A 23594-nucleotide genomic window follows, 5' to 3' on the forward strand; every position below is an offset into this window, starting at 1 on the left:
AGGCGGGTGGGGGTGAATGTTCAGCCGACCGGGCACCCGGGACAACTGATGGCGTAACGCTTCACGACACGACCGCGCGTTCGGGTTCACCTGGAGGCGTGAAGGCGCTTGGTCGTGTCCAAACGTCGCCGTCGAACGCGAGGGTCGGCGTTCTTGATCGTGACGACCAGGCCACATCGCCTGGCTGCACGGCACCGCGACCGGGTAGTTTCGGCGTCGTCCGCGCACCAGCCACGGGGAGCCCATGCGATTCCTCTTCCGCCCACCCGCCGCCGAGGCCGGTGGACTGCTCGCACTGCCGTGGGCCCAGCCCCTGGAGGAGTGGGACGAGAAGCTGCTGCTGACCGTCCCGCAACGCGGCATCTCGCGGCACGTCGTGCGGTTCGTGGCCAGCGAGGGTCGGGTGTACGCGCTCAAGGAGATCGCCGAGCCGCTGGCCCGCCACGAGTACGCCGTGCTGGGCGAGCTGGAGCGGGAGGGCATGCCCTCGGTGTCGGTGCTCGGGCTGTGCGTCGACCGCCCGGACGACCAGCAGGCCATCCTGGTCACCCGCTACCTCGACCACTCGATGTCCTACCGCTATCTGTTCTCCAGCCCGCGCGTGGAGCACTCGGCCGACCGACTCGTGGGGGTGTTGGTCGAGCTGCTGGTCCGGCTGCACCTGTCCGGCACGTTCTGGGGCGACTGCTCGCTGTCGAACACGCTGTTCCGGCTCGACGCGGGCAACCTGGCCGCGTACCTGGTCGACGCCGAGACCGTCGAACGGCACCCGCAGCTGTCCGCCGGCCAGCGCACCTACGACGTCGACCTGGCCCGCGAGCGCATCGGCGGCGAGCTGATGGACCTCGAAGCCGGCGGCCTGCTGCCACCAGACATCGACCCGATCGCGGTGGCCGACAGCGTGCCCGAGCGGTACGCGGCGCTGTGGGACGAGGTGACCCGCGAGGAGTTCTTCCGGCTGGACGAGCAGCGCTACCGGGTCGCCGAACGCCTCCGCCGGCTCAACGACCTCGGCTTCGACGTCGGCGAGGTCGAGCTGGTCACCTCCGACAGCGGCGCGCGGCTGCGGGTGGACATCCGGGTCGCCGAGATCGGCCAGAGCCGCCGCGAGCTGTTCAAGCTCACCGGCCTGGAGGTGCAGGAGGGCCAGGCCAGGCGCCTGCTCAACGACCTGCGCTCGTTCCGCGCCTACCTGGAGCAGCGCGACGGCGCGCCCGTCCCCGAGACGACGGCCGGCCACCTGTGGCGCAACGAGGTCTACGACCCGGTCGTGGCCGCCGTGCCGCGCGACCTGCTCGGCGTGCTGGCGCCGGCGGAGCTGTTCCACGAGGTGCTGGTGCACCGCTGGTTCCTGTCCGAGAACGCGGGCCGCGACGTCGGCACCACCGCAGCCCTGCGCTCCTACCTCGCCACCGTGCTACCTGGTCGGGAGGCGTCGGACAGCGGGTTCACGGACGACGACTTCGAGTGACCGACGGCCGTCTACATTGGCCCGCATGATCTTCGGCATCGCGGCGCTCGTGACCGCCTCGTTCTTCGTGGTCGGCGTGATCAGGGACCGGCGGCGGCTCGGCAACGCGGTGTGGCTCGGCGTGACGCTGGTGTTCCTGGTGCTGTGGCTGGTGTTCCGCGCCTCGGTCAACGGCGGGTGGTCCGCCGTGATCGTCGGGTACGCGCTGGTGGCCGTGCTGCTGTGCCTGGGTTTCGTGCTGCCGTGCGCGCTGATCGCCAACGGCGTGCTGATGCTGCGCCGCGAGGGCTTCCGCCTGGCGAACCTGCTGTCGCTGCTGGCCGGGCTGGCGATCTTCGGCGTGGTGGCGGCGTTCGGCTTCGCCACCGCGCACACCGGACCGGTGGTCGACGCGGTGATCGGGTCGCTGCTGATCGTCGCGGCGTACGTCGCGTTCCTGTTCGTCAGCCTGCTGCTGTACTCGATCGTGTACGGCAGCATCGGCCGCCGGACGGGCTTCGACGCGATCGTGGTGCTCGGCGCGGGCCTGATCGGTGACCGCGTGCCACCGCTGCTGGCCGCCAGGCTGGACCGGGGCCTGCACCTGTACCACCGCGAGGTCGCCGCGGGCCGCACGCCGCTGCTCGTCGTCTCGGGCGGGCAGGGGCCGGACGAGGCGGTGTCCGAGGCGGCGGCGATGCGCGACTACCTGCGGCGCCGCGACGTGCCCGACGAGCTGATCGTGCTGGAGGACCGCGCGACGACCACCGAGCAGAACCTGGCGTACAGCGCTCGGCTCCTCTCCGAGCGCGGCTGGACCGGCCGCGCGGTCGCCGTGACCAACAACTTCCACGTCTTCCGCGCCGCCGTCCTGGCTCGCCGGCTCCGGCTGCGGACGCAGATCATCGGCGCGCCGACCGCGTGGTACTTCCTGCCCAGCGCCTTCCTCCGCGAGTTCGCCGCCCTGCTCACCCACAACCCGGTCGTGCACACCGTGACGTGCGGCCTGCTGGTCGGCCTGCACCTGCTGCTGACCCTCACCCCCTGACCGGGGATGGCGTCAGAGGTACGTGACGCCGGTCAGCTTCTCCGCCTCGGCCCAGAGCCGGCGGCCGACGTCGAGGTCGGCGGCTTCGCGGCTGGGACGGACCTCGGTGACGTGGCCGCGCACCTCCCAGGGACCGGCGGGGCCGAAGAACTGGCCGCCGCGGACGTCGGGTGCGGTGGCGGCGTGGAGTTGGGGCAGGACGCCCCGGTCCACCGGTTGGGTGACGGCCACGAAGAGGCGGGGGATGATCGTCCGGGCCAGTCGGCCGCGGTCCTGCCACGCGCGTGAGGTCAGATTGGTGTTGGTCACGCCGGGGTGGGCGAGGGCGCTGACGATCGGGGAGCCGGTGGCGCGCAGGCGCCGGTCGAGTTCGAGGCCGAGGACGGTGGTGGCGAGCTTGGCCCGGCCGTACGCGCGGGCGGCGTCGAAATCGCGCTCGGACATCAGGTCGTCGAAGTCGAGGTGGGCGTTCTTGTGGGTGACCGAGCTGAGGCTGACCACCCTGGGCGCGTCGGCGCGGCCCAGCGCGTCGAGCAGCAGGCCGGTGAGGGCGAAGTGACCCAGCGCGTTGGTCCCGAGGTGCAGCTCGAACCCGTCGGCGGTCGTGCGGGGCGGGCCGAGCAGGACCGCGCCCGCGTTGTTGACCAGCAGGTCGATCGCCGGCACGTCGGCGAGCAGCGCGTCGGTGAACGCGCGGACCGACGCCAGCGAGGCCAGGTCCAGCCGGCGCACGTCCAGTTCGGCCCCGGTGACGGAGCCCCGGATCGCGGCGGCCGCGCGGGCACCGGCGTCCGGGTCCCGCACCGCGAGCACGACCCGTGCCCCGTGCCGGGCGAGCTCGGTCGCGGTGGCCAGGCCGAGCCCGGAGTTCGCGCCGGTGACGACGGCGACCCGGCCGCGCTGGTCGGGGATGTGACTGGCGTTCCACTTGGTCATGGCGGTGCCCCCAGAGGTGTCGACGGGTGATGACCACGACGTTATGGACCCTCCGGCGCGGTTGCGGCGTACCCGCCTGCCTGGGAATACCAGACCTACCTTCACCTCACGGCCGCACCGCACACTGGTGGACATGGCCGACGAGCACCCGTACGCACGCGAGCTGGGGGACTTCCTCCGCTCCCGGAGGAACCGGCTGCGCCCGCAGGACGTGGGGCTGGAGCCGGGAGGGCGGCGCAAGGTGGCCGGCCTGCGGCGGGAGGAGCTCGCCCTGCTGGCCGGGTTGAGCACCGACTACTACCAGCGCATGGAGCAGGGCCGCGAGGTGAGGCCCTCCGACGGCGTCCTCGACGCCCTCGCCACCGCGCTGAACCTCGACGACGGGGAACGACGGCACCTGTTCACCCTCGCCCGCGCGGCACGGCGGTCGGTGCCCACCCACCCGCGACGCGGCCCCGAACACGTGCCGGACAGCACCCGGCACCTGCTGCACGCCCTCGGCACACCGGGGCTGGTGCTGGGCCGCCACCTCGACGTGCTCGCCTGGAACCCGCTCGCCGCGGCGTTGCTCGGCGATCCGGCCGGCCTGCCGCCCGCGGAGCGCAACCTGCTCGTCGGGCTGTTCCGGGACCCGGAGACCCGGTTGCGCTGCGCCGATTGGGAGGGGTTCGCCCTGCAGTACATCGGGATGCTGCGCACCGCCGTCGCCGCCGACCCGACCCACCCGCGCGCCACGGCGATCATCGGCGAGCTGAGCATCCACAGCGCGGAGTTCCGGCGGCTCTGGGCCCGGTACGAGGTGCGCGAATCGGTCCACGGCGCCAAGCTGTTCCACCACCCGGAGGTCGGCAAGCTCACCCTCACGTGGGACACCTACCCGCTGCCGGGCAACCCCGGCCCGGTGCTGCTGGTCTACACCGCCGAACCCGGCACCGCGGACGCCGACCGCCTCCAGCTGCTGGCCTCCCTGCACGCGACCCGCACCCGGACGACCGGACCCGACACCGAACCCCGCAACGTCACACGGTCATCGTGAGCGAGGCCGTGTAGCCGCCCGCCACGTCCCCGGTCACGTCGGCCAGCTGCTCGTCGTGCCCGTCGCGGAACACCGTGTCGTCCGCCAACGACGTCCGCGCCATGTTGCGCACGCTCTGCACGTACCCGGTGGTGCCGTAGACGGTCTTGCACACCTGCTCCGGCAGCGCGAGCTGGGACGTGGTGATCTTCGCGCCCGCCTTGGTCGCCTCGGCCAGGCGCTCGCTGACCGCGTGCGCCACCGGCGGCACCCCGTCGTCCAGCTCGACCTCCACTTCCAGCGCGGCCGAGTGCGGTGACGTGATCCCGGCCGAGCCCCACGCCGCCGAACAGGGCGAGGGCCCGCCTGCGGGTCAACGTGGCCAGGTCGAAGGCGAGGCCGCGGTCGTGGATCGGGGTCATGCCGTCCACCATGACCCCGGTTCCTGTGCGTCGCCTGTGGAGCCGCTGTCGGGTCGTTTGCGGAGGTGCTCGGCGAACCAGGACACGATCAGCTCGACGGTGTCGGCGAGACCGGCCCGGTCGATGCCGTGCCCGACACCGGGGTGCAGCACGAGCCAGGCCGGTTTGCCCAGTTCACGCAGCCTGCGGTACATCCGCTCGGACTCCGCGGGGTTGACGTTCGCGTCGTTCTCGCCGTGCATGATCAGCACCGGCGCGGTGAGCCGGTGCGCGTTCTCGAGCGGGCTGCGCGCGGTGAGGAGCGCCACGTCGGCCGGGTCGTCGGGGTCGCCGATCCAGTCGACGGCCCGCTTGCGCCAGGTCGGGGGGAACCCGCGGATGTCGTTGAGCAGGTCCGACGGGCCGCACTCGCTCACACCGGCCCGCCACAGGTCCGGCAGCAGGGTCAGGCACGCGAGCGTGGCGAACCCGCCGTACGACGCGCCGTGCACGCCAAGCCGGGACGCGTCCGCCCACGGCACGTCGTCGAGCAGCCGCACCGCCGCCTCCAGGTCGGCCAGGTCGCCGCCACCCCAGTCGCGGTAGATCAACCGCTGGTAGCGCATCCCGTAGCCGGACGAACCGCGGATGTTCGGTGCCAGCACACCGATCCCGCGCGCCAGCAGCGCCTGCACCACCGGCTCGAACACCGGGCGCGACTGCCACTCCGGTCCACCGTGGACGGCCACCACGACCGGTGCCCGGCGGTCCGCGTCCGCCGTGGGCGGCTGGTAGAGCAGGCAGGGCACGGTCTCGCCATCGGCACCGACCGCGCGGACGATCGTCGGCGGCACGATCGGGCCCGGCAGCCGGGCACCGCAGTCGGTGAGCTGCCTGGCCTCGCCGCCCGGGAGGTCGACCAGGAACAGGTCGGTCGCCGCGTCCGGGCGCCCGAGCTGCACCAGCAGCTCACCGGAGGCCGTGAACCGCGGGGCGTACCCGTCGATGCCGAACTCGACCACGGCGACACCGCGCGGGAGCCCGGTGACGTCCCGGGGCGTGCCGTCCACCTCCGACCAGCGCAGCCGGGTGTAGCCGTCCTCGTTGAGGCCCCACGCCAACCGCGTGCCGTCCGGTGACAGCGCGGCACCCTCCACATCGGACTCCGGTGTGTCGATCCAGGTCAGCTCACCGTTCGTGGACAGCACCGCCAGACCGAGGAAGTCCCGGCCGTGCGTGGTGCACAGGTAGACGCCGGACGAGTCGGGCAGCCACGCCACCGGCTCGTACTTCGCCGGGCCGTCGTGCGGGGTGAGCAGCCGGACTTCATCGGTGGCCAGGTCGCACAGGAACAGGTCGTGCTCGGTGTTCTGGTGCAGCCGCAGCACGAGCAGCAGCCGTGAGTCGGGGGAGAAGCCCATCGGCAGGTAGCGGTCGTCGCCGCGCAGCACGATCCGCTCGTCACCGGTGCGCAGGTCGCGCACCAGCACGTCGAACACCTCGCGGTCACGGGCGTTGGAGGCGTAGGCGAGCAGCGTGCCGTCGGCGTTGTAGGGTCGCCCCGTGCCGCCGTGCGGCGTGCCGATCTCGCACCGCACACCTTCCTCCGCGACCAGCCACTCGACCTCGCCCGTCCACGGGTCGACCTCGGCCGGCCGGAAGTCCTCGCCGCCGTCGAGGTCGGTCAGCACGAGCAGCCGCGCGCCGTCCGGCCGCCACACGCACCGGCTGACCGACCCGGGCACTTCCACGTGCCGCGCGGTGCCGTTCAGCGGCAGTACCCACGGCTGGGGGCGACCGGAGGCGTCGCTGAGGTAGGCCACTCCCTTGCCGTCCGGGCTGGGCTCCGCGCCGGTCAGCCACTCGAAGTCGGTCCAGCCCGCCGCTGCCGGTGCGTCCACGGTCACCCCTTGAGTGATTTCACAAAGTGCAATCGATGACAGTGAATCAAACCACTGGCGCGCACGGCAAGGCCGGGTGGGTTAGCCTCTGCGGCGTGCCGGCCCTGCCCGATCAACCCGCCCGCGATGCCACGGTCGAGGAGCTGAAGGCGCTCGCGCACCCGCTGCGCTGGCGCATCCTGCGGTTGTGCTTCGACCGGGCGTTGACCAACAAGGAGCTGTCGGACCGGCTCGGCATGGCGCCGGCGACCGTGCTGCGGCACGTGCGCGCGTTGGTGAAGAACGACTTCCTGGCACCGGAACCGGTGCGCAGCGGCACGCGCGGCGCGTTGGAGCGGCCGTACCGGGCGACCGGGCGGACCTGGCGGCTCGGGCTGGTCGACGCCGAGGGCGAGGGCCTGGCCCAGCGCGTGGACCTCGCCATGCTCGCCGCGCACCGCGCCGAGGTGCTGGAAGCCGGGCCGGACGCCAACCGCGAGACGGCCAGGGGAGTGATGCGACTCAACGCCGCGTCACAGGCCGAGCTCAACGCCCGGATGCTCGCGCTGATCACCGAGTTCGTCGAGCGCGACGAACCGGACGGCGAACCGTTGAGCTACCTGTGGTCCTTGGTCGCGCGTCCCGAGCGTTGACCGGATAAACCTGGTTCCGCCCGGAAATACGCCGCCGGCGGCAAGTTGCCGCGTTCGGGCTTCCCGTCGAGGGCGTGACGCGGTCCACGTGACACCTGGTGACGGCCGTGATCCCGTCCCGGGTGACCCGTTGACCTCGCAGGCTTAATCGCCCTCGGTGGCCCTGCGTGCGACTCGGTGCCGTTGTTACGTTCGAGCGGCTCGTCCCGCGCCGGACGCGACACCGCGGCCGGCCTTCGCTCGAGGAACGGTGACCGGATGGCGGAGGATCGATTCGGCGGGCGGCTGTGGGACGTGGTGGTGGTCGGCGCCGGACCGGCCGGTGCGACGGCGGCCCGGGTGGCGGCGGAGGCCGGGTGCGGCGTGCTGTTGCTCGAACGCGCCGCCGTACCGCGGTACAAGACCTGCGGTGGCGGGCTGATCGGCTGTGCGCAGGAGTTCCTGCCGGCCGGGCTCGGCGTCACGGTCCGGGACGAGGTCGAAGCGGTGACCTTCGGGCTGCGGGGACGGCGTGAACGCACTCTCCCCTCCACCGCGGGGATGCGCTGCAAGATGGTCTTCCGCGACGAGCTGGACGCCGCGCTCACGAAGGTCGCCGCCGAGGCCGGTGTCGTGGTGGCGGACCGGACGCCGGTGGCGGCACTGGAGGACGCGGCCGGTGAGGTCGTCGTGCGCACCGGCGGTGGTGAGCGGGTCCGGGCGCGTGCGGTGGTGGGCGCTGACGGCACCGCCGGTCGGGTGGGCCGCCACGTCGGTGTGCGCTGCGAGCAGGTGGACCTGGCGCTGGAGGTCGAGGTCCCGGTCGAAACGGGTGCCGCGTCGAGGTGGCGTGGCCGCATGTTGATGGAGTGGGGTCCGCTGCCCGGTTCGTTCGGCTGGGTGTTCCCCAAGGGCGACATCTGCACGGCCGGCGTGGTCGCGGCGCGCGGGCAGGGTGAGGCCACGAAGGCGTACCTGCGGGAGTTCTTGCGGCGCCACGGTTTGGCGGACGTGACGCCGCTGCACGACACCGGTCACCTGACCAAGTGCCGCCGTCCCGACTCGCCGCTGGCGCGCGGCCGCACGCTCGTGGCCGGTGACGCCGCGGGCCTGTGCGACCCGTGGTCGCGGGAGGGTATCTCGTTCGCGCTGCGCTCGGGCGCGCGAGCGGGTGACGCGGCGGCGGCGATCGCGCGGGCGGAGTGCCCGGCGGACCTGGAGCGCGCACGCCACGAGTACACGCGGGCGCTGCGGTCCACTTTGGAGGTCGAGATGCTCGCCTCCCGCCGGGTCATGGACGTCTTCACCCGGCGCCCCGGGGTGGTGCACACCGCGTTGACCGCCTGCCCGCCGGTGTGGCGCCGCGTCGACTCGTACCTCGGTGGCGTCACCACGATCCCGGCCGTGCTGGGCACGCCCGTCGCCCGCGCGGCCCTCAAGGCGGTGGACCTGTTCACCTGAGCACGCACCGCGGATCTCCCGACGAGGACCTGAAACCAGGAGGAACCCGAGCATGGACGACGACAACCCGGGCACCAGTCGGCAGACCCCGGTGGCGATCATCGGCACGGCGTGCCGCGCCCCCGGCGGGGTGACCTCGGCCGAGGAGCTGTGGCGCCTGCTGCTGGACCGGCGCGACGTCGTGGCCGGGTCGGACCCCGGCGGGCGGTGGTCGGAGGAGGAACGCGTGGTGCCCGCCGACCTCGCGGGCTCGGCCGCCCTGTGCGGCGGCTCGTTCCTGGACGGCGTCGACGGGTTCGACCCCGGTTTCTTCGGCGTGCCCGTGCGCGAAGCGGCCAGTGTGGACCCCCAGCACCGGCTGCTGATGGAGACCACCTGGGAGGCGCTGGAGGACGCGGGTGTGCCGCCGCGCTCGCTGGCCGGTTCCCGCACCGGGCTGTTCGTCGGGATCTCCGGTGCCGACTACGCCAAGCGGTTCACGTTGGCGGACTTCAACGTCTACCACGGCATCTCGGCGGTGCCGTCCGGTGCGCCGGGCCGGATCTCCTACATCCTCGACGTCAACGGGCCGTCCCTGGCCGTGGACGGCGCCTGCGCCTCCTCGCTCGTGGCCGTGCACCTGGCGTGCCGCTCCCTGCACGACGGCGAGGCCGACCTCGCGCTGGCCGGTGGGGTGACCGTGCAGCTGGAGTGGGGCGGGCTGGTCGGGTTCGCCCGTGCCGGTGCGCTGTCCGCGCGCGGGCGGTGCGCGGCGTTCGACGCGAGCGCGGACGGTTTCGTGCGCGGCGAGGGCTGCGGTGTGGTGGCGCTGAAGCGGTTGGCCGACGCTCAGCGGGACGGCGACCGGGTATTGGCGGTGATCACCGGCACGGCGATCAACCACGCCGGGCGCGTGCAGGGCATCACGCAGCCCTCCCGCGCCGCCCAGCAGGCGGTGATCGAGGCGGCGATGCGCCAGGCGGGCGTGACGCCGGAGGACATCGGCTACGTCGAGGCGCACGGCACCGGCACCCCGGTCGGGGACCCGATCGAGTTCGCCGCGCTGAGCGCCGCCTACGGTGCCGCCGGTGGTCGGTGCGCGTTGGGCTCGCTGAAGACCAACATCGGGCACCCGGAGAGCGCGGCCGGCGTGCTCGGCCTGATCAAGGCGGCGCTGGCGGTGCGGCGGGGGACCATCCCGGCGAACCTGCACTTCACCCGGTGGAACCCCGCGATCGACGCCGACGGGACCCGGTTCGTCGTGCCCACCGACACCACCACCTGGGACGGCCGTGGCCGCCCCCGCCGGGCCGGGGTGTCGGCGTTCGGCGTCACGGGCGCCAACGCGCACGCCATCGTCGAGCAGGCACCGCCCGCGCCGGAACCCGCCCGCCGCCCGGAGGTCCGGCGCGCACAGGCCGTGGTGTGCCCGGTGTCGGCCGCGTCGGCGGGTGGTCTGGCCGCCACCGCGCGCCGCCTGGCCGACCACGTCGAGGCCGCCGCCGACCCGGTGGTGGACGTCGCGCACACCCTCGCCGCGCACCGCAGCCACCTGTCCACGCGTGCCTGCGTGGTGGCGGCGGACCGCGCCCGGCTGGTCGACGGCCTGCGTGCGACAGCCGACGGGAAGGATCACCCGGCCGTCGTCACCGGGCCGACCGCCGATCCCGGCATGCCGGTGTGGGTGTTCTCCGGGCACGGCTCGCAGTGGCCCGGCATGGCCCGCGACCTGCTGGACCGCGATCCCGCGTTCACCGGCGTGGTCGACCGGCTCGACGCCGTCGCCTCGGCCGCGGGCGTCCCGGTGCGGCGGCTGCTGGCCTCCGGCGAGGACCTGGAGCGGATGGACGCCGTCCAGCCCGTGGTCTTCACGGTGCAGGCGGCGCTGGCGGAGATGTGGCGGGAGCGGGGGTTGCGCCCGGCCGCGGTGGTCGGGCACTCGATGGGCGAGGCCGCCGCGGCGGTGGCGGCGGGCATCCTCACCCCTGAGGAGGGCCTGCGGATCATCCTCGCCCGATCGTCGTTGCTGCAACGGGTCGCGGGCGGCGGTATGGCCGTGGTCGCACTGCCCGTGGAGCGGGCCGAGGCCGAGATCGCCGACGTGCCGGGCGTGTCGGTCGCGGTGGTGACCGCGCCCGCGTCCACCGTCGTCGCGGGCAGCGGGCCGGCGCTGGACGAGCTGCTGCGCCGCTGGCAGGACCGAGGCGTGTTCTGCAAGCGCATCGCCGTGCAGGTCGCCGCGCACTCGCCGCAGGTCGAGCCGATCCTCGACGACATCGCCGCCGAGGTGTCCTGGCTGAGGGGAGCACCGGCGACGGCTCCGTTCTACTCCACGCGGTGGGGCCGCGCGAGCCGGTGGTCTTCGACAGTGCCTATTGGGCGCGGAACCTGCGTGCGCCGGTGCGCTTCGACCTTGCCTGCCGGGCGCTGGTCGAGGACGGGCACCGGGTGTTCCTGGAGCTGTCGCCGCACCCGCTGCTGACCCAGGCGGTGGAGGAGACGGCGTTGGCGATGGGTGTGCCGGTGGTGACCACGGGCTCCCTGGCGCGCGACGTGGACGGACCCGAGGCGCTGTGCCGGGCCGCCGCCGCGCTGCACGTGGCCGGTGTGCCGGTGGACCTCGTGGCCGTCAACGGCGGTGGAGCGCGGACCACCCTGCCGCCCACGGCCTTCGACCGCTCCCGCTACTGGCAGGAACGCGCGCACGGGTCCCGCGGCACGGCGGCCCACCTGTGGCTGGGTGAGCGGTCGGCCGTGCCCGACCACGAGGCCGAGGACGGCACGCGGCACGTGTGGAGCGCCGACCTGGGCACGGACCGCGCCGACTGGCTGGCGCAGCACACCCTGCGCGGCACGCCGCTGGTGCCCGGCGCCGCGCACGTCGAGCTGGTGCTGGCCGCGTCGACCGAACTGCTGGACCGGGGCCTGGACCGCGTGCGCCTGACCGACGTGCGGTTCGAGCGGGCGCTGCCGCTGGCCGGCCGGGTGCCGTTGCACGTGGTGGCGACCAGGAGCGACCGCCGGGTGCTGGTCGAGGTCGTCCAGCACACCGGCGCCGGGTGCGACCGGGTGGCCGCGGCGACGGCCACCCGCGACGAGGAACCGGTCGACCTGCGCCCACCACTGGCGCTGCCCGAGAACCCGGACTCGCCCGAGGAGCTGTACGCGGCGTTCCGCCGGATCGGCCTGGACACCGGCACCGCGTTCCACTCGATCACCGCGACCACCGACGACGGGATCACCCGCCTCCGCGTGCCCACCGACGCCGAGATCCGGGCCGCGGCACCGCGCGTCCACCCGGTGCTGTTCGACGGGTGCGTGCTGTCGGTGGCCGCCGGCCTGGTCCGCGGCGACGAGCCCGACGACAGCGACGCGCCCTGGCTGCCGACCGCGATCGGCGAAGTCGTGCTGCCGGACGATCCCGGCCGCATCACGTGGGTCCGCGCCGAGGTGCGGCGGGACGGCACCACCGCGACCGGTCGCGCCGACCTCTACGACGGGACGGGGGAGTGGGTCGGCGCGCTGGAGGACGTGGACTTCGTCCGCAGCACCGGGACGACGGCCGGTACCGCGCGGCTCGACTCCCGGCTGTTCGAGGTCTCCTGGCGACAGCTGCCCCTGCCGGAACAGCCGTCGACGCCGCCGACCGGTGACTGGGTCGTGGTCGGGGAGCCTGGCGACGGTGACGGCGTCGCCGACCGGGTGGCGGCCGCGTTGTCCGAGGCGGGGCTGCGGACCGCGGTCCACACCGACGCCTCGACCGTGCCGGATCAGGACGTCGCCGCCGTCGTGTGGTGCGCCACGGGCGATCTGGACGACCTCGACCGGGTGGTGGAGGTGACCGCGCTCCTGCGCGAGCACGCGCACCGCGGCTCACCGCCCCGCCTGTGGCCGGTCAGCCGGAACGCGCGACCGGTGCTCGACGGCGACCCGGTCGACCCCGGCGTGTGCGGGTTGCGCGGGCTGCTGCGCGTGGCCGCCGTGGAACAGCCGCAGTCCGCGGTGACCTGGGTCGACAGCGACACCGGCACGGCCGAGGACCTGGCCGACTTGGTCGCCGAGCTGCTGGCCGGGACACCCGAGAACGAGGTCGCCTGGCGTGCCGGCCAGCGGTACGCGGCCAGGCTGGCGCGCGCGCCGCTGCCGAACCGGCCGCCGCGGACGGTCCGCGAGGTCGACGCGGTGGTGGGCGACGACGAGTTCGTCCTGCGGCCCGACGAGGACGGCGGCCTGGACCTGCTGCGGCTGGTCGGGACCGGCGAACCGCTGCCGACGCCCGGACCGGGGCAGGTACTGCTGCGCCCGGAGGCGTGCACCGTGCACTTCCGTGAAATCCTGGTGGCGCTGGGCGTCTACCCGACCGACGACGGCACCCTGCCCGCGCTCGGCTCGGACGCCGCCGGCGTGGTGCTGGCGGTCGGCGACGGCGTCGATGAAGTGCGGCCCGGTGACCGGGTCGTCAGCGTCATCGCGGACGGCAGCGGTTCGATGGCCTCCCACTGCCTGGCCCGGGCCGAGCTGACCGCGCGCCTGCCCGACGGGTTCGACCCCGTCGACATCGTCCCCTCGGTGCTGACCTACATCACGGCGTGGCACTCCCTGCACGACCTCGCCCGGCTGCGGCGGGGCGAGACCGTGCTGGTGCACTCCGCCGCCGGCGGCACCGGGCTCGCCGCGGTCGAGGTCGCCCGGCTGCTCGGGGCCGAGGTCATCGGCACCGCGGGCACCGAGGCCAAGCGCCGCTACCTGCGCGAGCACGGCGTGGAGCACGTGTTCGACTCCCGGAGCCTGGACTTCGCGCAGCAGGTGCGCGACGTGACCGGCGGGCGCGGTGTCGACGTCGTGCTCAACTCGCTGAGCGGACGCGCCATGCGCGCCTCCCTGGACCTGCTCGCCCCGGCCGGGCGGTTCGTCGAGATCGGCAAGCGCGACCTGTACGACGGCGCGCACGTCGACCTCGGCACGTTCCGGCACGGCAACACCTACGCCGCGCTGGACCTGGTGCTGACCGCCAACGAGCAGCCGGCCGTGTTCCGCTCGGTGATGCTGCGGGTGCTGGACGGGATCGCGGCCGGCGGCCTGCCCCTGCTGCCCAGCGCCACCGTGCCGGTGACCGAGGCGGCGGAAGCGTTCAAGCAGCTCGCCTCCGGTGACCTCATCGGCCGCGTCACGCTGACGTTCCCACCGGTCGGGCAGCGGGTGCGCGTGCACGAGCCCGCCCCGGAGCACCCGGTGCGCCGCGGTGCCGCCTACATCGTCACGGGTGGCACGCGGGGTCTGGGCCTGGAGGCGGCCCGGTGGCTGGCCGAGGCCGGTGCGGGCCGGGTGGTCCTCGGTGGTCGCGGCGAACTCGCGCCCAGTGCCGTGCTCGACCGGATCACGGCCACCGGGTGTGAGGTGGTGGTCGTGCGGGGAGACGTGGCCGACCCGGACACGGCCGGCCGCCTCGTCGCCGCGGCGGGGGAGGACCTGCGTGGCGTCCTGCACACCGCCGTGGTGCTCGACGACGCACCGCTGGACGCCATGACCGGTGACCGGTTGGCCCGCGCGTGGCACCCCAAGGTCACCGGCCTGGTGAACCTGCACGACGCCACCGAGGACGTCCCGCTGGACTGGTTGGTGATCTTCTCCTCCATGTCGGCGATGCTGGGCAACGCCGGGCAGGCCAACTACGCGGCGGCCGGCGCGTGGGTGGACGCCTTCGCCCGGTGGCGGCACGACCAGGGGCTGCCCACGCTGTCGGTGAACTGGGGCGCCTGGGGCGAGGCCGGTCGGGCGACGGACTTCGCCGCACGGGGGTTCGACACCATCTCCACCGCCGACGGGTTCGCCGCGCTGACCGCGCTCCTGCGGCACCAGCGCGTCAACACCGGGGTGCTCGACTACCAGCCCGAACTGCTGTACCGCGCGTTCCCCCACGCGCTGGACAACCCGCTGCCGGCGGACCTGCGCACCGGGGACGCCGACCGGCGTGACGCGACGTCGGCCCTCGACCTGCGCCTCGAACCACCGGGACCGGCACGGGCCGGGATGGTGCAGGACGCGGTGGTGCGCACCCTCGCCGCCCTGCTGGGCGCCCAACCGTCCGCCGTGGCCGCGCACGCCAAGTTCACCGACCTCGGGCTGGACTCGCTGCTCGCCGTCGCCTTCACCCGCAGGCTCCACACCGACCTGGACATCGCGCTGACACCCGCGGACGTCTGGGCGCACCCGTCACCGGCGGAACTGGCCGGGTACATCGACGCGTCCCTGGTGACGCCGGTCGGCAACGGGTGAACGGCCGATGACCGCGTGGACGACGCTGGTGCGGAAGGTGGGCACGGTCACCACGTTCTCGGGTGAGCGGACGACGTGGCGTGCCGCGTTGGTGAAGGCGGTCGTGTTCGACCTCTCCCAGCACGCGCGCAACCGGCTCGCGCTGGCCCTGGTGGTGTTCTTCATCCCGGCGTGGATCGGCCTGGTCAAGGCCGTGCTGCCGGACCGGCAGGTCCGGTACCACTCGCAGGTGGCCGGGCGGGCGTTGCCGGTGGCGGCCGACGAACTGATCACCGTCTCGGGCGCGCTCAACGCCGTGACGCTGATCGTCGGCTTCATGATGTTCTCCGCCACCCGCCGATCGCGCGAGTTCGACCAGCGGCTCGTGCTCGCCGGCTACCCGCGTTCCGCGCTGCTGCTCGCGAAGCTGGCGGGGTTGCTGGTGATGTCGAGCTTGATCGCCGCGTACGCCGCCGTCGTCATGACGCTGCACTGGGAGCCCAGGCAGGTGTGGCTGGTCGGCTTCAGCCTGTTCGTCAGCGGCCTGACCTACGGCGGCATGGGTGTCGTGCTCGGGCTCGTGCTGTCGACCGAGCTGGCGGGCATGTTCGTGATCATCATGGTGAGCCTGGTCGAGGTGATGTTCCAGAACCCGGTCACCAACCCGTCGTCGGACCAGAGCGTCGTGCGCTTCCTGCCGACCTACGGCGCGATGCAGACCGGCACGGCCGCCGGTTTCACCGACCAGGCGTCGTGGGGCTACGCCCTGCTGGGGATGGTGTGGCTGGCGGCGTTCGGCTCCATCGCCACCACGGCCTTCCGCCGCCACACCAGGGACCACGCCCGACGTGACGACACCGCCACGACCACCCCGGCCGTCGTCACGGTGACCACCCGCGCCGACGGATCCCTCGAAGTGCGCTCGACCACCGGCCCGGTCCTGCTCTGCTCCCACCTCCAGCACGGCCCGGCCGAGTGCGGGACCGAAGTCGAGGTGCCGCCACAACCCCGGCGCGGATCGACCGGCCGGACCGGCACCCCGAAACCCCGTGCCAAACCCCGCACAACGGTCCTCGACGGCGTCAAGGCCGCACCACGCGACCCGTGACGACTCCGGACGACCGATCAGGCAAGCGGTCGCCCGACCCAGAGCCAAGCGTCACGGTGGGCACGCCGATGATGAAGAAGGTGGAGCCCTGGTCGTCCGCGGCCTTCACCATGCGGCCGTACGGTGTGTCGACCGGCTCGTCCGCGATCGTGCCGCCCAAGGCCTCGACCTTCTCGGCGGCCGCGTCGGCGTCGGCGACCTGGAAGTAGGTCTGCCAGCCGCCCGCGCCCGCGCCGATGCCGCCGACCGGCTGCTCGGCGCCGCGGACCTCGATGGCGAAGTAGTCGTCAGCGCCCTCGACCTCGCTGTACGTGCAGCCGAACACCTTGGCGTAGAAGTCCTTCGCGGTGGTGACGTCGCCGCTCAGGTGCTCGTTCCAGACCAGGCTGCCGGGCTCGTCGGCCAGGTCCACGCCGGTGTTGGTGCCGGACTGCCACAGGCCGAACAGCACGCCGACCGGGTCGACGGCGATGGCCATCGTGCCCTTGTCGCCGACGACCATCGGGCCGAAGGCGACCTGGCCACCCGCGTCGGTGACCGCCTGGACGGACGCCGCGACATCCTCGGTGGCGAGGTAGGTCGTCCACTCCGACGGCTGGTCCGGGTCCTGCTTGGGCCCGATGCCGGCCACCGGGTGGTCGTTCTTCAGCGCCACGCCGTAGCCGCCGTACTCGGGACCGGCGATGTCGAACACCCAGCCGAACAGCCCGCCGTAGAAGGCGACGGCGCGGTCGACGTCGGTGCTGATGTCGACCCAGCAGGGCGTGCCAACGGGCCACGAACTCGTGCGAACCACCATGATCGAACCCTTCGCGTGCGGGATTGTCGGCAACCGGGCCCACGCTCAACCCGGCCATCGACAACCGCGCGTCGTGAAACGATCTTCGGTTTCCGCACGAAGCTGCCGGTGAAAGAGCGTCATGTAACCCATCTAGGGGGTGATTTACTCACCGAGATCGCGATACTGGTGGTCCTGAAACCTCTTCCCTGCGGAGGCGTCATGACCGTTCGAACCCGAGCCGCGGCGACCATCGCCGCGGTGCTGTCCACCGCGATCGCCGGGACACCCGCGACCGCCGCACCCGCACCCGCACCAGACCTCACCTCCGCGGTGGTGGCCGAGGTCCGCCACCGCGCCGCCGCGATGGTCACGGCGGACCGCTCCACCGTGGTGACACCGGCACGGCAGCACGGTGACTGGGCGTTCGGCACCGCCGTGCTCACCACCCCCGCCGGCTCGCCGCGGTTGCCCGACGGCTGGCTGTTCGTCGCCCACCGCGCCGACGGCGCGTGGACGGTGGCGCTGGAGGGCGAACCGAGGTTCGCCGAGCTGACCGGACGCGCGCCGGTCGTCGGTGCGGCGGAACGCCCCCTGCTCGTCGACCAGGACGGCGGGCTCGGCACGGCCGCGGGCGGCGACCTGCGCACCGGCATGGCCCTGCCGTTCGCGGTGGGGCAGACCTGGGCGATGCCGGGCGGGCCGCACGGGTGGTCCGGTGCCGCCGCGCCGTGGAGTTCCCTCGACCTCGCGGGCGGCGACCAGCGCGTGCTCGCCACCCGCGCCGGCACCGCCTACACGATGTGCACCGGGTGGGTCCGCGTCATCCACGACCGCGGCTACGCCACCGACTACTACCACCTGTGGAACAACATCAACGTCAACGGTGCCGCCGTCAGCCAGGGCACGTTCCTCGGCCACACCGGCACGGACGTCACGTGCGGCGGTGCCGCGTCCGGCAGGCACGTGCACTTCGGGTTGCGGCAGAACAGCGCCTACGTCGGCATCGCCGACCACAACCTCGGCAAGTGGGTGCCGCAGAACGGCGCGTCGGCCTACCAGGGCTCGGCACTGCACGGCAGCACCCGCGTGTACGCCGGTGGTTCCGTCTACAACTACGGCGCGCTCGGCTTCACGCAGGGCGTGATCGACGCCAACGGCGGCGGCACCGTCAACAAGCGCACCGGCCCCGGCACCGGTCACGCCCTCGCCGGCAGCGTCAACGACGGCGCCACGGTCAGCGTCTCCTGTTCCGCCAACGGCACCACGCACACCGGGCGGTGGGGCACCACCAGCCTCTGGAACAGGCTGTCGGACGGTACCTGGGTCACCGACGCGTTCATGTGGACCGGCGTCAACGGCCCGGTCAACGGCTACTGCTGACCCGGTGCCCGCAACCCTCCGCGGCCGGACCCCACCGGCCGCGGAGGTGCGGGCGCTACTCGAAGAACTTCAGGCTCCAGCCGGTGTCCGCGGTCGGGCCCGGGACGTTGGCGCGGCGGTAGGTCGTGTTGCCCCACCAGACGAACGTGCCGGTGTACCAGTAGCGGTTGTCCCAGTGGTACGGCGTGCCCTTGGCCACCGCGTGGTACATCATCGGGAACTTGGGGCCCGCCGGGGGACTGGTGGCGATGTCGCCGTCGAGCAGCACGAACGTGTGGTGGCCCGGACCGTTGACGTACAGCGTGGGGTCCCACCCGGTCATCATGGTCGCCCGGTTCGAGCCGAACAGGCAGCCGTTGGACTTGTACCAGTCCCACACGTAGGTGGGATCGCCACCGGCGCGCAGCCGGAGGTCCGCGATGCAGTACTGCTCGCTCCAACTGCCGTTGGCCGAGTAGGTGACGTGCAACTGGCCGTTGGGGTCTTTGATGACCTCGGGCGCCTCGTTGATGTACGGGTTGCCGACCACCCGTTCCCACGGCTCGCGGGGCTGCGAGATGACGTAGCGGTTGCCGACCGGCGTGAGGGGGTCGGACATGCGGGCGATGTAGAGGTTCTGCTCGACGTTGGTGGTGCACTCCCAGCCGGACCAGATGAAGTAGCGCTGGCCGTTGAACGTCACCGGAACGCCGTCGATGGCCCACCGGTCACCGGGCAGGGCCAGTTCGACCTCGCGGGTGTAGCCGGTGTCCGGGAAGCTGGAGCTGATCGCGTACATGCGGTGCGCCGCGTCGTTGCCCGCCGTGAAGTAGATGTAGTAGCGGCCGTTGTCGCGGACGATTTCCGGCGCCCACACCGAGCCGAGCTTGGCGGTGTTCGGCCAGGCCAGGCGTGGGGTGGCGGCGGCCAGGCCGTCCGGGGACGACGCCTGGCGCACCTGGATGCCGCCACCGCCGACCTGCGCCGAGATGTAGGTGCCGCCGACGCGGATCACGCTCGGGTCGGCGGCGCGCAGGCCGGTTCGACCCAGTGCCGAGAACTCGCAGGCGTCGGTCGCGGTCGGCTCGTCGCCGAAGGCCGGTGGTGCGGGGAGGGCGAGCGCGGCGACGGCCGCGATCGCGGTGAGGCGTTTGATCGTTCGGGCGATGCCGGAGGGGAAGCTCATGGGACTCCTCAGCGGTGCAGGGGACCACTCGCGTGACCGCACGCCCTCCGGCGGCTGTGGATCGTGGACGGCTCACGCCCAGCGAACGTAACACGGCTCGACCGGCGCCCGAGTGGGCCGACCGGTGGTGTGCCGCGCGGGGTCGGTCGCCCTGACCCGCCGGCGACGAGCCCGCCGGCGACGAGCCCGCCGGGGTGGACGCACGCCGGGTGGCCGCGGCCGCCACCCGACGTGGCCACCCCCCCAGAGGCCGCCACGCCCCTGTGCCATCGGGCGGCCGCGCTGGTCGTGGGTGGTCAGCCGGCGGCCAGGCCGGTCAGCGCGACGCCCACGTTGAAGTTCTGGCGGGTGGGGAACGACGTCCTGATCTCGCGCAGGTCGTGGTACGGGTCCGGTGGCGGCGGCGGTGGCAGGGGGAACGGGCGGCGCAGCCACCACCAGATCAGCCAGAACCAGCGGTCGAGGCCGCACCAGCCGACGTAGAGGTAGTCGTTGCCGCCGTAGACCAGGGCCAGCGGGTTGCCGGGGGCGTGCACCGCCGGACCGGTGATGGTCCACGGGTCCGGCACGCCGCCGTACGCGTCGGTGGCCGCCCTGATCGCACCGTCCGCCCCGGCGTAGGTGACGACGAACTGACCGGTCGGGGCCATGGTCGCGGCCAGGTGCGCACCGATCGGCACGGCGCCGGTTCCGGACAGCGCCACCCTTGGCTGCGGCGTCAAGCCCGCGAACGGTATCCGCCACAGCCGTCCGTCGGTGCCGGTGAAGAAGGTCGTGACGCCGTTCGCGCCCGAGGCGGCCGCCACGGGTGAACCCTGCGCGGCCACGTTCGCCGGGGTGGCCGCGGTGGTGGTCCAGACGGCGATCGGGCCGGCGGACCCCGTGCCCATCCGGCCCACCGAGGTGTGCACGCCCCCGTTGCCGCCGACGTAAGCGACCCCGAATCGGTCAGCCACCCCGAACGCGGCCAGCGGAGTGGACGGCGACACGGTGCCGGGCTGGACCAAGGGCGCCGGCCCGACGGTGACGTTTCCCGACCGCGAGTACAGGGCGTGGTGGATCGCACCGTTGGCGCCGGTGAAGTGGACGTGGGTGCCCGCCTGCCCCTCGACCGCCGCGATCCGGCCGCCCGGCGCGGCCAAGCCGCCCTGGGGATGCCGGACGAAGCTCATGCCGGAGCCGGTGGCGCTGGTGAACCCGGCGACCAGGCCGCCGTGGTGGCCGATGGTGAACACGGCGACGCCGCCGTCCGCCCGCCGGACCGCGCTGAGGTGGCCGCCGGGCGGGCCGATCACGGTGGAGCTGACGGCGGTGGTGGAGTCGGCGCCGGTCGTGTGGAGCCGGCCGTCGGCACCGATGTGGAAGCCGGCGAGCGAGGGGTCGGCGGCCGCCGCGTCGGCCACCGCCGGTGCGGCCAAGCCGACCGGCAGAGCGGTGATCGCGCCGCACGCGACCAGCGCCCGGAGCAGGTCGCGCCGGGAGGTGCCGGCCGGCGCGCTGTTCGTGGGGATCATGGGGCCAACGCTAGGAAAGCCGCCAACTGTCCGGCGCCTTCCGGAACGCGGACGGCTACCGTGAGGCAGGACCGCGTGACGGTCGGCTACCCGGGTGGGGGATCATGGCGCACGGTTCCAGACAGGTGTTGGACGCGTTCGTCGGCGAGCTCGACCGGTTGCGGCAGTGCGCGGGTGCGCCGTCGTTGACCCAGATCGCGTCCTCGGCGACCGCGATCGGCCACCCCCTCGCCCGGTCGACGGTGAGCGACAAGCTGAACGCGAAGTCGTTGCCCGAGTGGGACTTCGTCGTCGCCTTCGTCCGCGCCTGCCTGGCCCACGCCGAGCGGACCGGCCTGCGGGTGCCGGACGACCTCGCCGACCTCGCGCGGTGGGACGCCGCCCACTGGGAGCTGCTCCGCGCGATCGACGGTGACCGCGCCACCGATCGGCTCGCCGTCGCCGCGCAGGGCGAGGTGCGTCGTCGCCAGGCGCGCACCCGGTCACCGGAACACGACGCGTGGGTGGTGCCGCGACAGCTGCCCGCGCCGGTACCCCACTTCGCCGGTCGGGACGAGCCGCTGGCCCGGTTGGCGGACCTGCTCGACGACCCCGAACCCGCGTCCACGATGGTGATCACGGCGATCGGCGGAACCGCGGGGGTGGGCAAGACAACGCTTGCGGTGTTCTGGGCCAACCGGGTGGCCGATCGCTTCCCCGACGGCCAGCTGTACGTGAACCTGCGCGGTTTCGACGCGGTGCCGTCGCAGGTCGACCCCGCCGTCGTGCTCAGGGGTTTCCTGGCGGCGCTGGGCGCACCCGTCGAGCGCGTCCCCGCCGACCTCGACGCCCAGACCGGGTTGTACCGGAGCCTGCTGATCGGCCGACGGGTGCTGGTCCTGCTGGACAACGCCCGTGACGCCGAGCAGGTGCGCCCGCTGCTACCGGGATCGCCCGGCTGCCTCGTGCTGATCACCAGCCGGCGGCAGCTGACGGGGCTGGTCGCGGCGGAGGGCGCGCACCCGGTCACGTTGGACCTGCTGTCCGACGCCGAGGCGTGGGACGTGCTCGCCCTGCGCCTCGGCGCGCGACGGGTGGAGGCGGAGCCGGAGGCGGTGCGGCGCATCGTCACCGCCTCCGCCGGGCTGCCGCTCGCGCTGGCGGTCGTGGCGGCCCGCGCCCGCACGTTCCCCGACTTCGCCCTGTCCCGGCTGGCCGATGAGCTGGAGGAAGCCAGGTTGGACGGGTTCGCGGGTGCCGAGCCCGCGCTGGACCTGCGGTTCGTGTTCTCCTGGTCGTGCCGGCAACTGGAGGCGCCGACCGCCCGGTTGTTCCGCCTGCTCGGGCTGCACCCGGGCGGCGGGTTCGGCCCGCACGCGGCGGCGAGCCTGGCCGGGCAGCCCGTCGCGGAGACCCGTCGCCGGCTGGCCGCCCTCACCCACGCCAACCTGGTGTCCGAGCCGTCGCCGGGGCGGTACGGCATGCACGACCTGCTGCGGGCGTACGCCGCCGAACAGGCCGAGGCGGTCGAGGAGGGACACGGCGCCCTCGGTCGGCTGCTCGACCACTACCTGCACACCGCCCACGCCGCGGACGTGCTGCTGTACCCCCACCGTGACGCGATCACGTTGCCGCACCTGCCGGACGGGGTGGTCCTGCCGACGTTCGCGGGGCGCGAGCAGGCGTGGGCGTGGCTCACCGCCGAGCACCAGGTGCTGCTCAACGCGATCGCGCTCGCCGCCGTCGACGGCTTCGACACCCACGCGTGGCAGCTCGCGTGGTCGATGAGCACCTACCTCGACCGGATCGGGGCGTGGGCCGAGCAGAGCCGGGTCCAGGAGATCGCGGTGGCCGCGGGTGCCCGGCTGGGTGACCTCGACGCGCAGGCACGGGCGCGGCGCAACTGGGCGGTGGCGTGCCTGCGCGGCAAGCGGTACGCCGAGGCCGGCGAGCACCTGCGCCTGGCCCTGGACCTCTACGACGAGCTCGGCGATCACGTCGGCGCCGCCAGGACGGTGCTGAACCTGGGCATCCTCGCCGAGGAGCAGACCGACTTCCCGGCCGCGTTGGGGCACGCGCGGCGGGCGTTCGAGCGCTTCGCACTGGCCGGGCACGTGCACGGGCAGGCCAACGCGCTCAACAACATCGGCTGGTACCAGGTGCGGCTCGGCGACTACCAGAGCGCCCTCGACCACTGTCGGCGGGCACTGGCCCTGCAGCAGGAGACCGGCAACACCTACTGGCAGGCACACACCTGGGACAGCCTCGGCTCCGCACACCACCACCTCGGCGAGCACCACGAGGCGATCCGCTGCTTCGGCGAGGCGCTGACGTTGTGGCGCGACGCCGGTGAGCGCTTCTTCGAGGCGACCACGTTGACGCACCTCGGTGACTCGCAGCACGCCGTCGGCGATACCGGCGGCGCCCGGTCGACGTGGCTGCGCGCCGCCGCCATCCTGGACGACCTGGCGCACCCGGACGCGGGGCCGGTGCGCGCCAGGCTGCACGCGGCAATCCCGTGACGGCCAGGTGGCCGCGATGTCCGACTTCCCGGTCCCCTCGTGGTGAGCGGGCCCGACCGGACGGCACCGGATCGGTGACGACGACCCG

15 protein-coding genes and 1 pseudogene are annotated in these 23594 nt (G+C 73.4%); 10 read left to right on the forward strand and 6 right to left on the reverse strand.

The features are described 5' to 3' along the window. The first annotated feature begins 244 nt into the window (after positions 1-244). Positions 245-1471: a DUF4032 domain-containing protein gene (locus A6A25_RS09055; protein ID WP_073887614.1), complete on the forward strand. Its 1227-nt coding sequence runs from the start codon at positions 245-247 to the stop codon at positions 1469-1471. 25 nt (positions 1472-1496) lie between these two features. Then, positions 1497-2498: a YdcF family protein gene (locus tag A6A25_RS09060; protein WP_073887615.1), complete on the forward strand. Its 1002-nt coding sequence runs from the start codon at positions 1497-1499 to the stop codon at positions 2496-2498. 12 nt (positions 2499-2510) lie between these two features. Here A6A25_RS09060 and A6A25_RS09065 read toward each other — a convergent pair whose 3' ends face one another. Further along, positions 2511-3434 carry an oxidoreductase gene (locus A6A25_RS09065; RefSeq protein ID WP_073887618.1) on the reverse strand — a complete coding sequence of 308 codons (924 nt, stop codon included), beginning with the start codon at positions 3432-3434 and terminating at the stop codon, positions 2511-2513. A gap of 133 nt (positions 3435-3567) precedes the next feature. Between A6A25_RS09065 and A6A25_RS09070 the strand changes: the two genes are divergently transcribed. Continuing rightward, on the forward strand, positions 3568-4470 hold the full coding sequence (locus A6A25_RS09070; protein WP_073887621.1) for a helix-turn-helix transcriptional regulator: 903 nt from the start codon (positions 3568-3570) through the stop codon (positions 4468-4470). Here the strand turns inward: A6A25_RS09070 and A6A25_RS09075 are convergent. Together A6A25_RS09075 and A6A25_RS09080 are read right to left on the reverse strand one after the other, a co-directional pair. Beyond that, positions 4454-4744 (reverse strand): hypothetical protein, encoded by a 291-nt coding sequence (locus A6A25_RS09075; protein WP_073887624.1) that lies wholly within the window; start codon positions 4742-4744, stop codon positions 4454-4456. The two genes, A6A25_RS09070 and A6A25_RS09075, sit on opposite strands and share 17 nt — an antisense overlap. Before the next feature lie 123 nt (positions 4745-4867). After that, complete coding sequence (locus A6A25_RS09080; RefSeq protein WP_143193043.1) at positions 4868-6751, reverse strand: S9 family peptidase; 1884 nt, start codon at positions 6749-6751, stop codon at positions 4868-4870. 35 nt (positions 6752-6786) lie between these two features. On the opposite strand from A6A25_RS09080, the gene A6A25_RS09085 reads away from it, so the two are divergent. From A6A25_RS09085 to A6A25_RS09100, 5 genes and pseudogenes are all read left to right on the forward strand, one after another. Beyond that, positions 6787-7383, forward strand: coding sequence for an ArsR/SmtB family transcription factor (locus tag A6A25_RS09085; protein WP_241828561.1), 597 nt, complete (start codon positions 6787-6789; stop codon positions 7381-7383). Positions 7384-7641: 258 nt separating this feature from the next. Next, positions 7642-8823, forward strand: coding sequence for a geranylgeranyl reductase family protein (locus A6A25_RS09090; protein ID WP_073887633.1), 1182 nt, complete (start codon positions 7642-7644; stop codon positions 8821-8823). 52 nt (positions 8824-8875) lie between these two features. After that, positions 8876-14553 (forward strand): annotated as a pseudogene (locus tag A6A25_RS46600) (SDR family NAD(P)-dependent oxidoreductase); the annotation flags it as partial. A 279-nt stretch (positions 14554-14832) separates the two neighbouring features. Continuing rightward, positions 14833-15078: an acyl carrier protein gene (locus tag A6A25_RS46605; RefSeq protein ID WP_241828566.1), complete on the forward strand. Its 246-nt coding sequence runs from the start codon at positions 14833-14835 to the stop codon at positions 15076-15078. A 7-nt stretch (positions 15079-15085) separates the two neighbouring features. Beyond that, complete coding sequence (locus tag A6A25_RS09100) at positions 15086-16165, forward strand: hypothetical protein (RefSeq protein WP_073887636.1); 1080 nt, start codon at positions 15086-15088, stop codon at positions 16163-16165. Here the strand turns inward: A6A25_RS09100 and A6A25_RS09105 are convergent. Then, positions 16140-16964: a VOC family protein gene (locus A6A25_RS09105; RefSeq protein ID WP_073887639.1), complete on the reverse strand. Its 825-nt coding sequence runs from the start codon at positions 16962-16964 to the stop codon at positions 16140-16142. The two genes, A6A25_RS09100 and A6A25_RS09105, sit on opposite strands and share 26 nt — an antisense overlap. Before the next feature lie 201 nt (positions 16965-17165). Here A6A25_RS09105 and A6A25_RS09110 point away from each other — a divergent pair, with 201 nt between their 5' ends. Beyond that, on the forward strand, positions 17166-18326 hold the full coding sequence (locus A6A25_RS09110) for a M23 family metallopeptidase (RefSeq protein ID WP_073887642.1): 1161 nt from the start codon (positions 17166-17168) through the stop codon (positions 18324-18326). 55 nt (positions 18327-18381) lie between these two features. On the opposite strand, the gene A6A25_RS09115 is transcribed toward A6A25_RS09110, so the two are convergent. Continuing rightward, complete coding sequence (locus tag A6A25_RS09115) at positions 18382-19491, reverse strand: glycoside hydrolase family 43 protein (RefSeq protein WP_073887646.1); 1110 nt, start codon at positions 19489-19491, stop codon at positions 18382-18384. Between the two features lie 296 nt (positions 19492-19787). Beyond that, positions 19788-21005, reverse strand: a complete 1218-nt coding sequence (locus A6A25_RS09120) for a hypothetical protein (RefSeq protein ID WP_073887649.1) — start codon at positions 21003-21005, stop codon at positions 19788-19790. A gap of 104 nt (positions 21006-21109) precedes the next feature. Between A6A25_RS09120 and A6A25_RS09125 the strand changes: the two genes are divergently transcribed. Beyond that, positions 21110-23506 carry an ATP-binding protein gene (locus A6A25_RS09125; protein WP_073887652.1) on the forward strand — a complete coding sequence of 799 codons (2397 nt, stop codon included), beginning with the start codon at positions 21110-21112 and terminating at the stop codon, positions 23504-23506. Positions 23507-23594: the final 88 nt, after the last annotated feature.

This window comes from Saccharothrix sp. CB00851 (assembly GCF_001905065.1).
Taxonomy (GTDB): Bacteria; Actinomycetota; Actinomycetes; order Mycobacteriales; family Pseudonocardiaceae; genus Actinosynnema.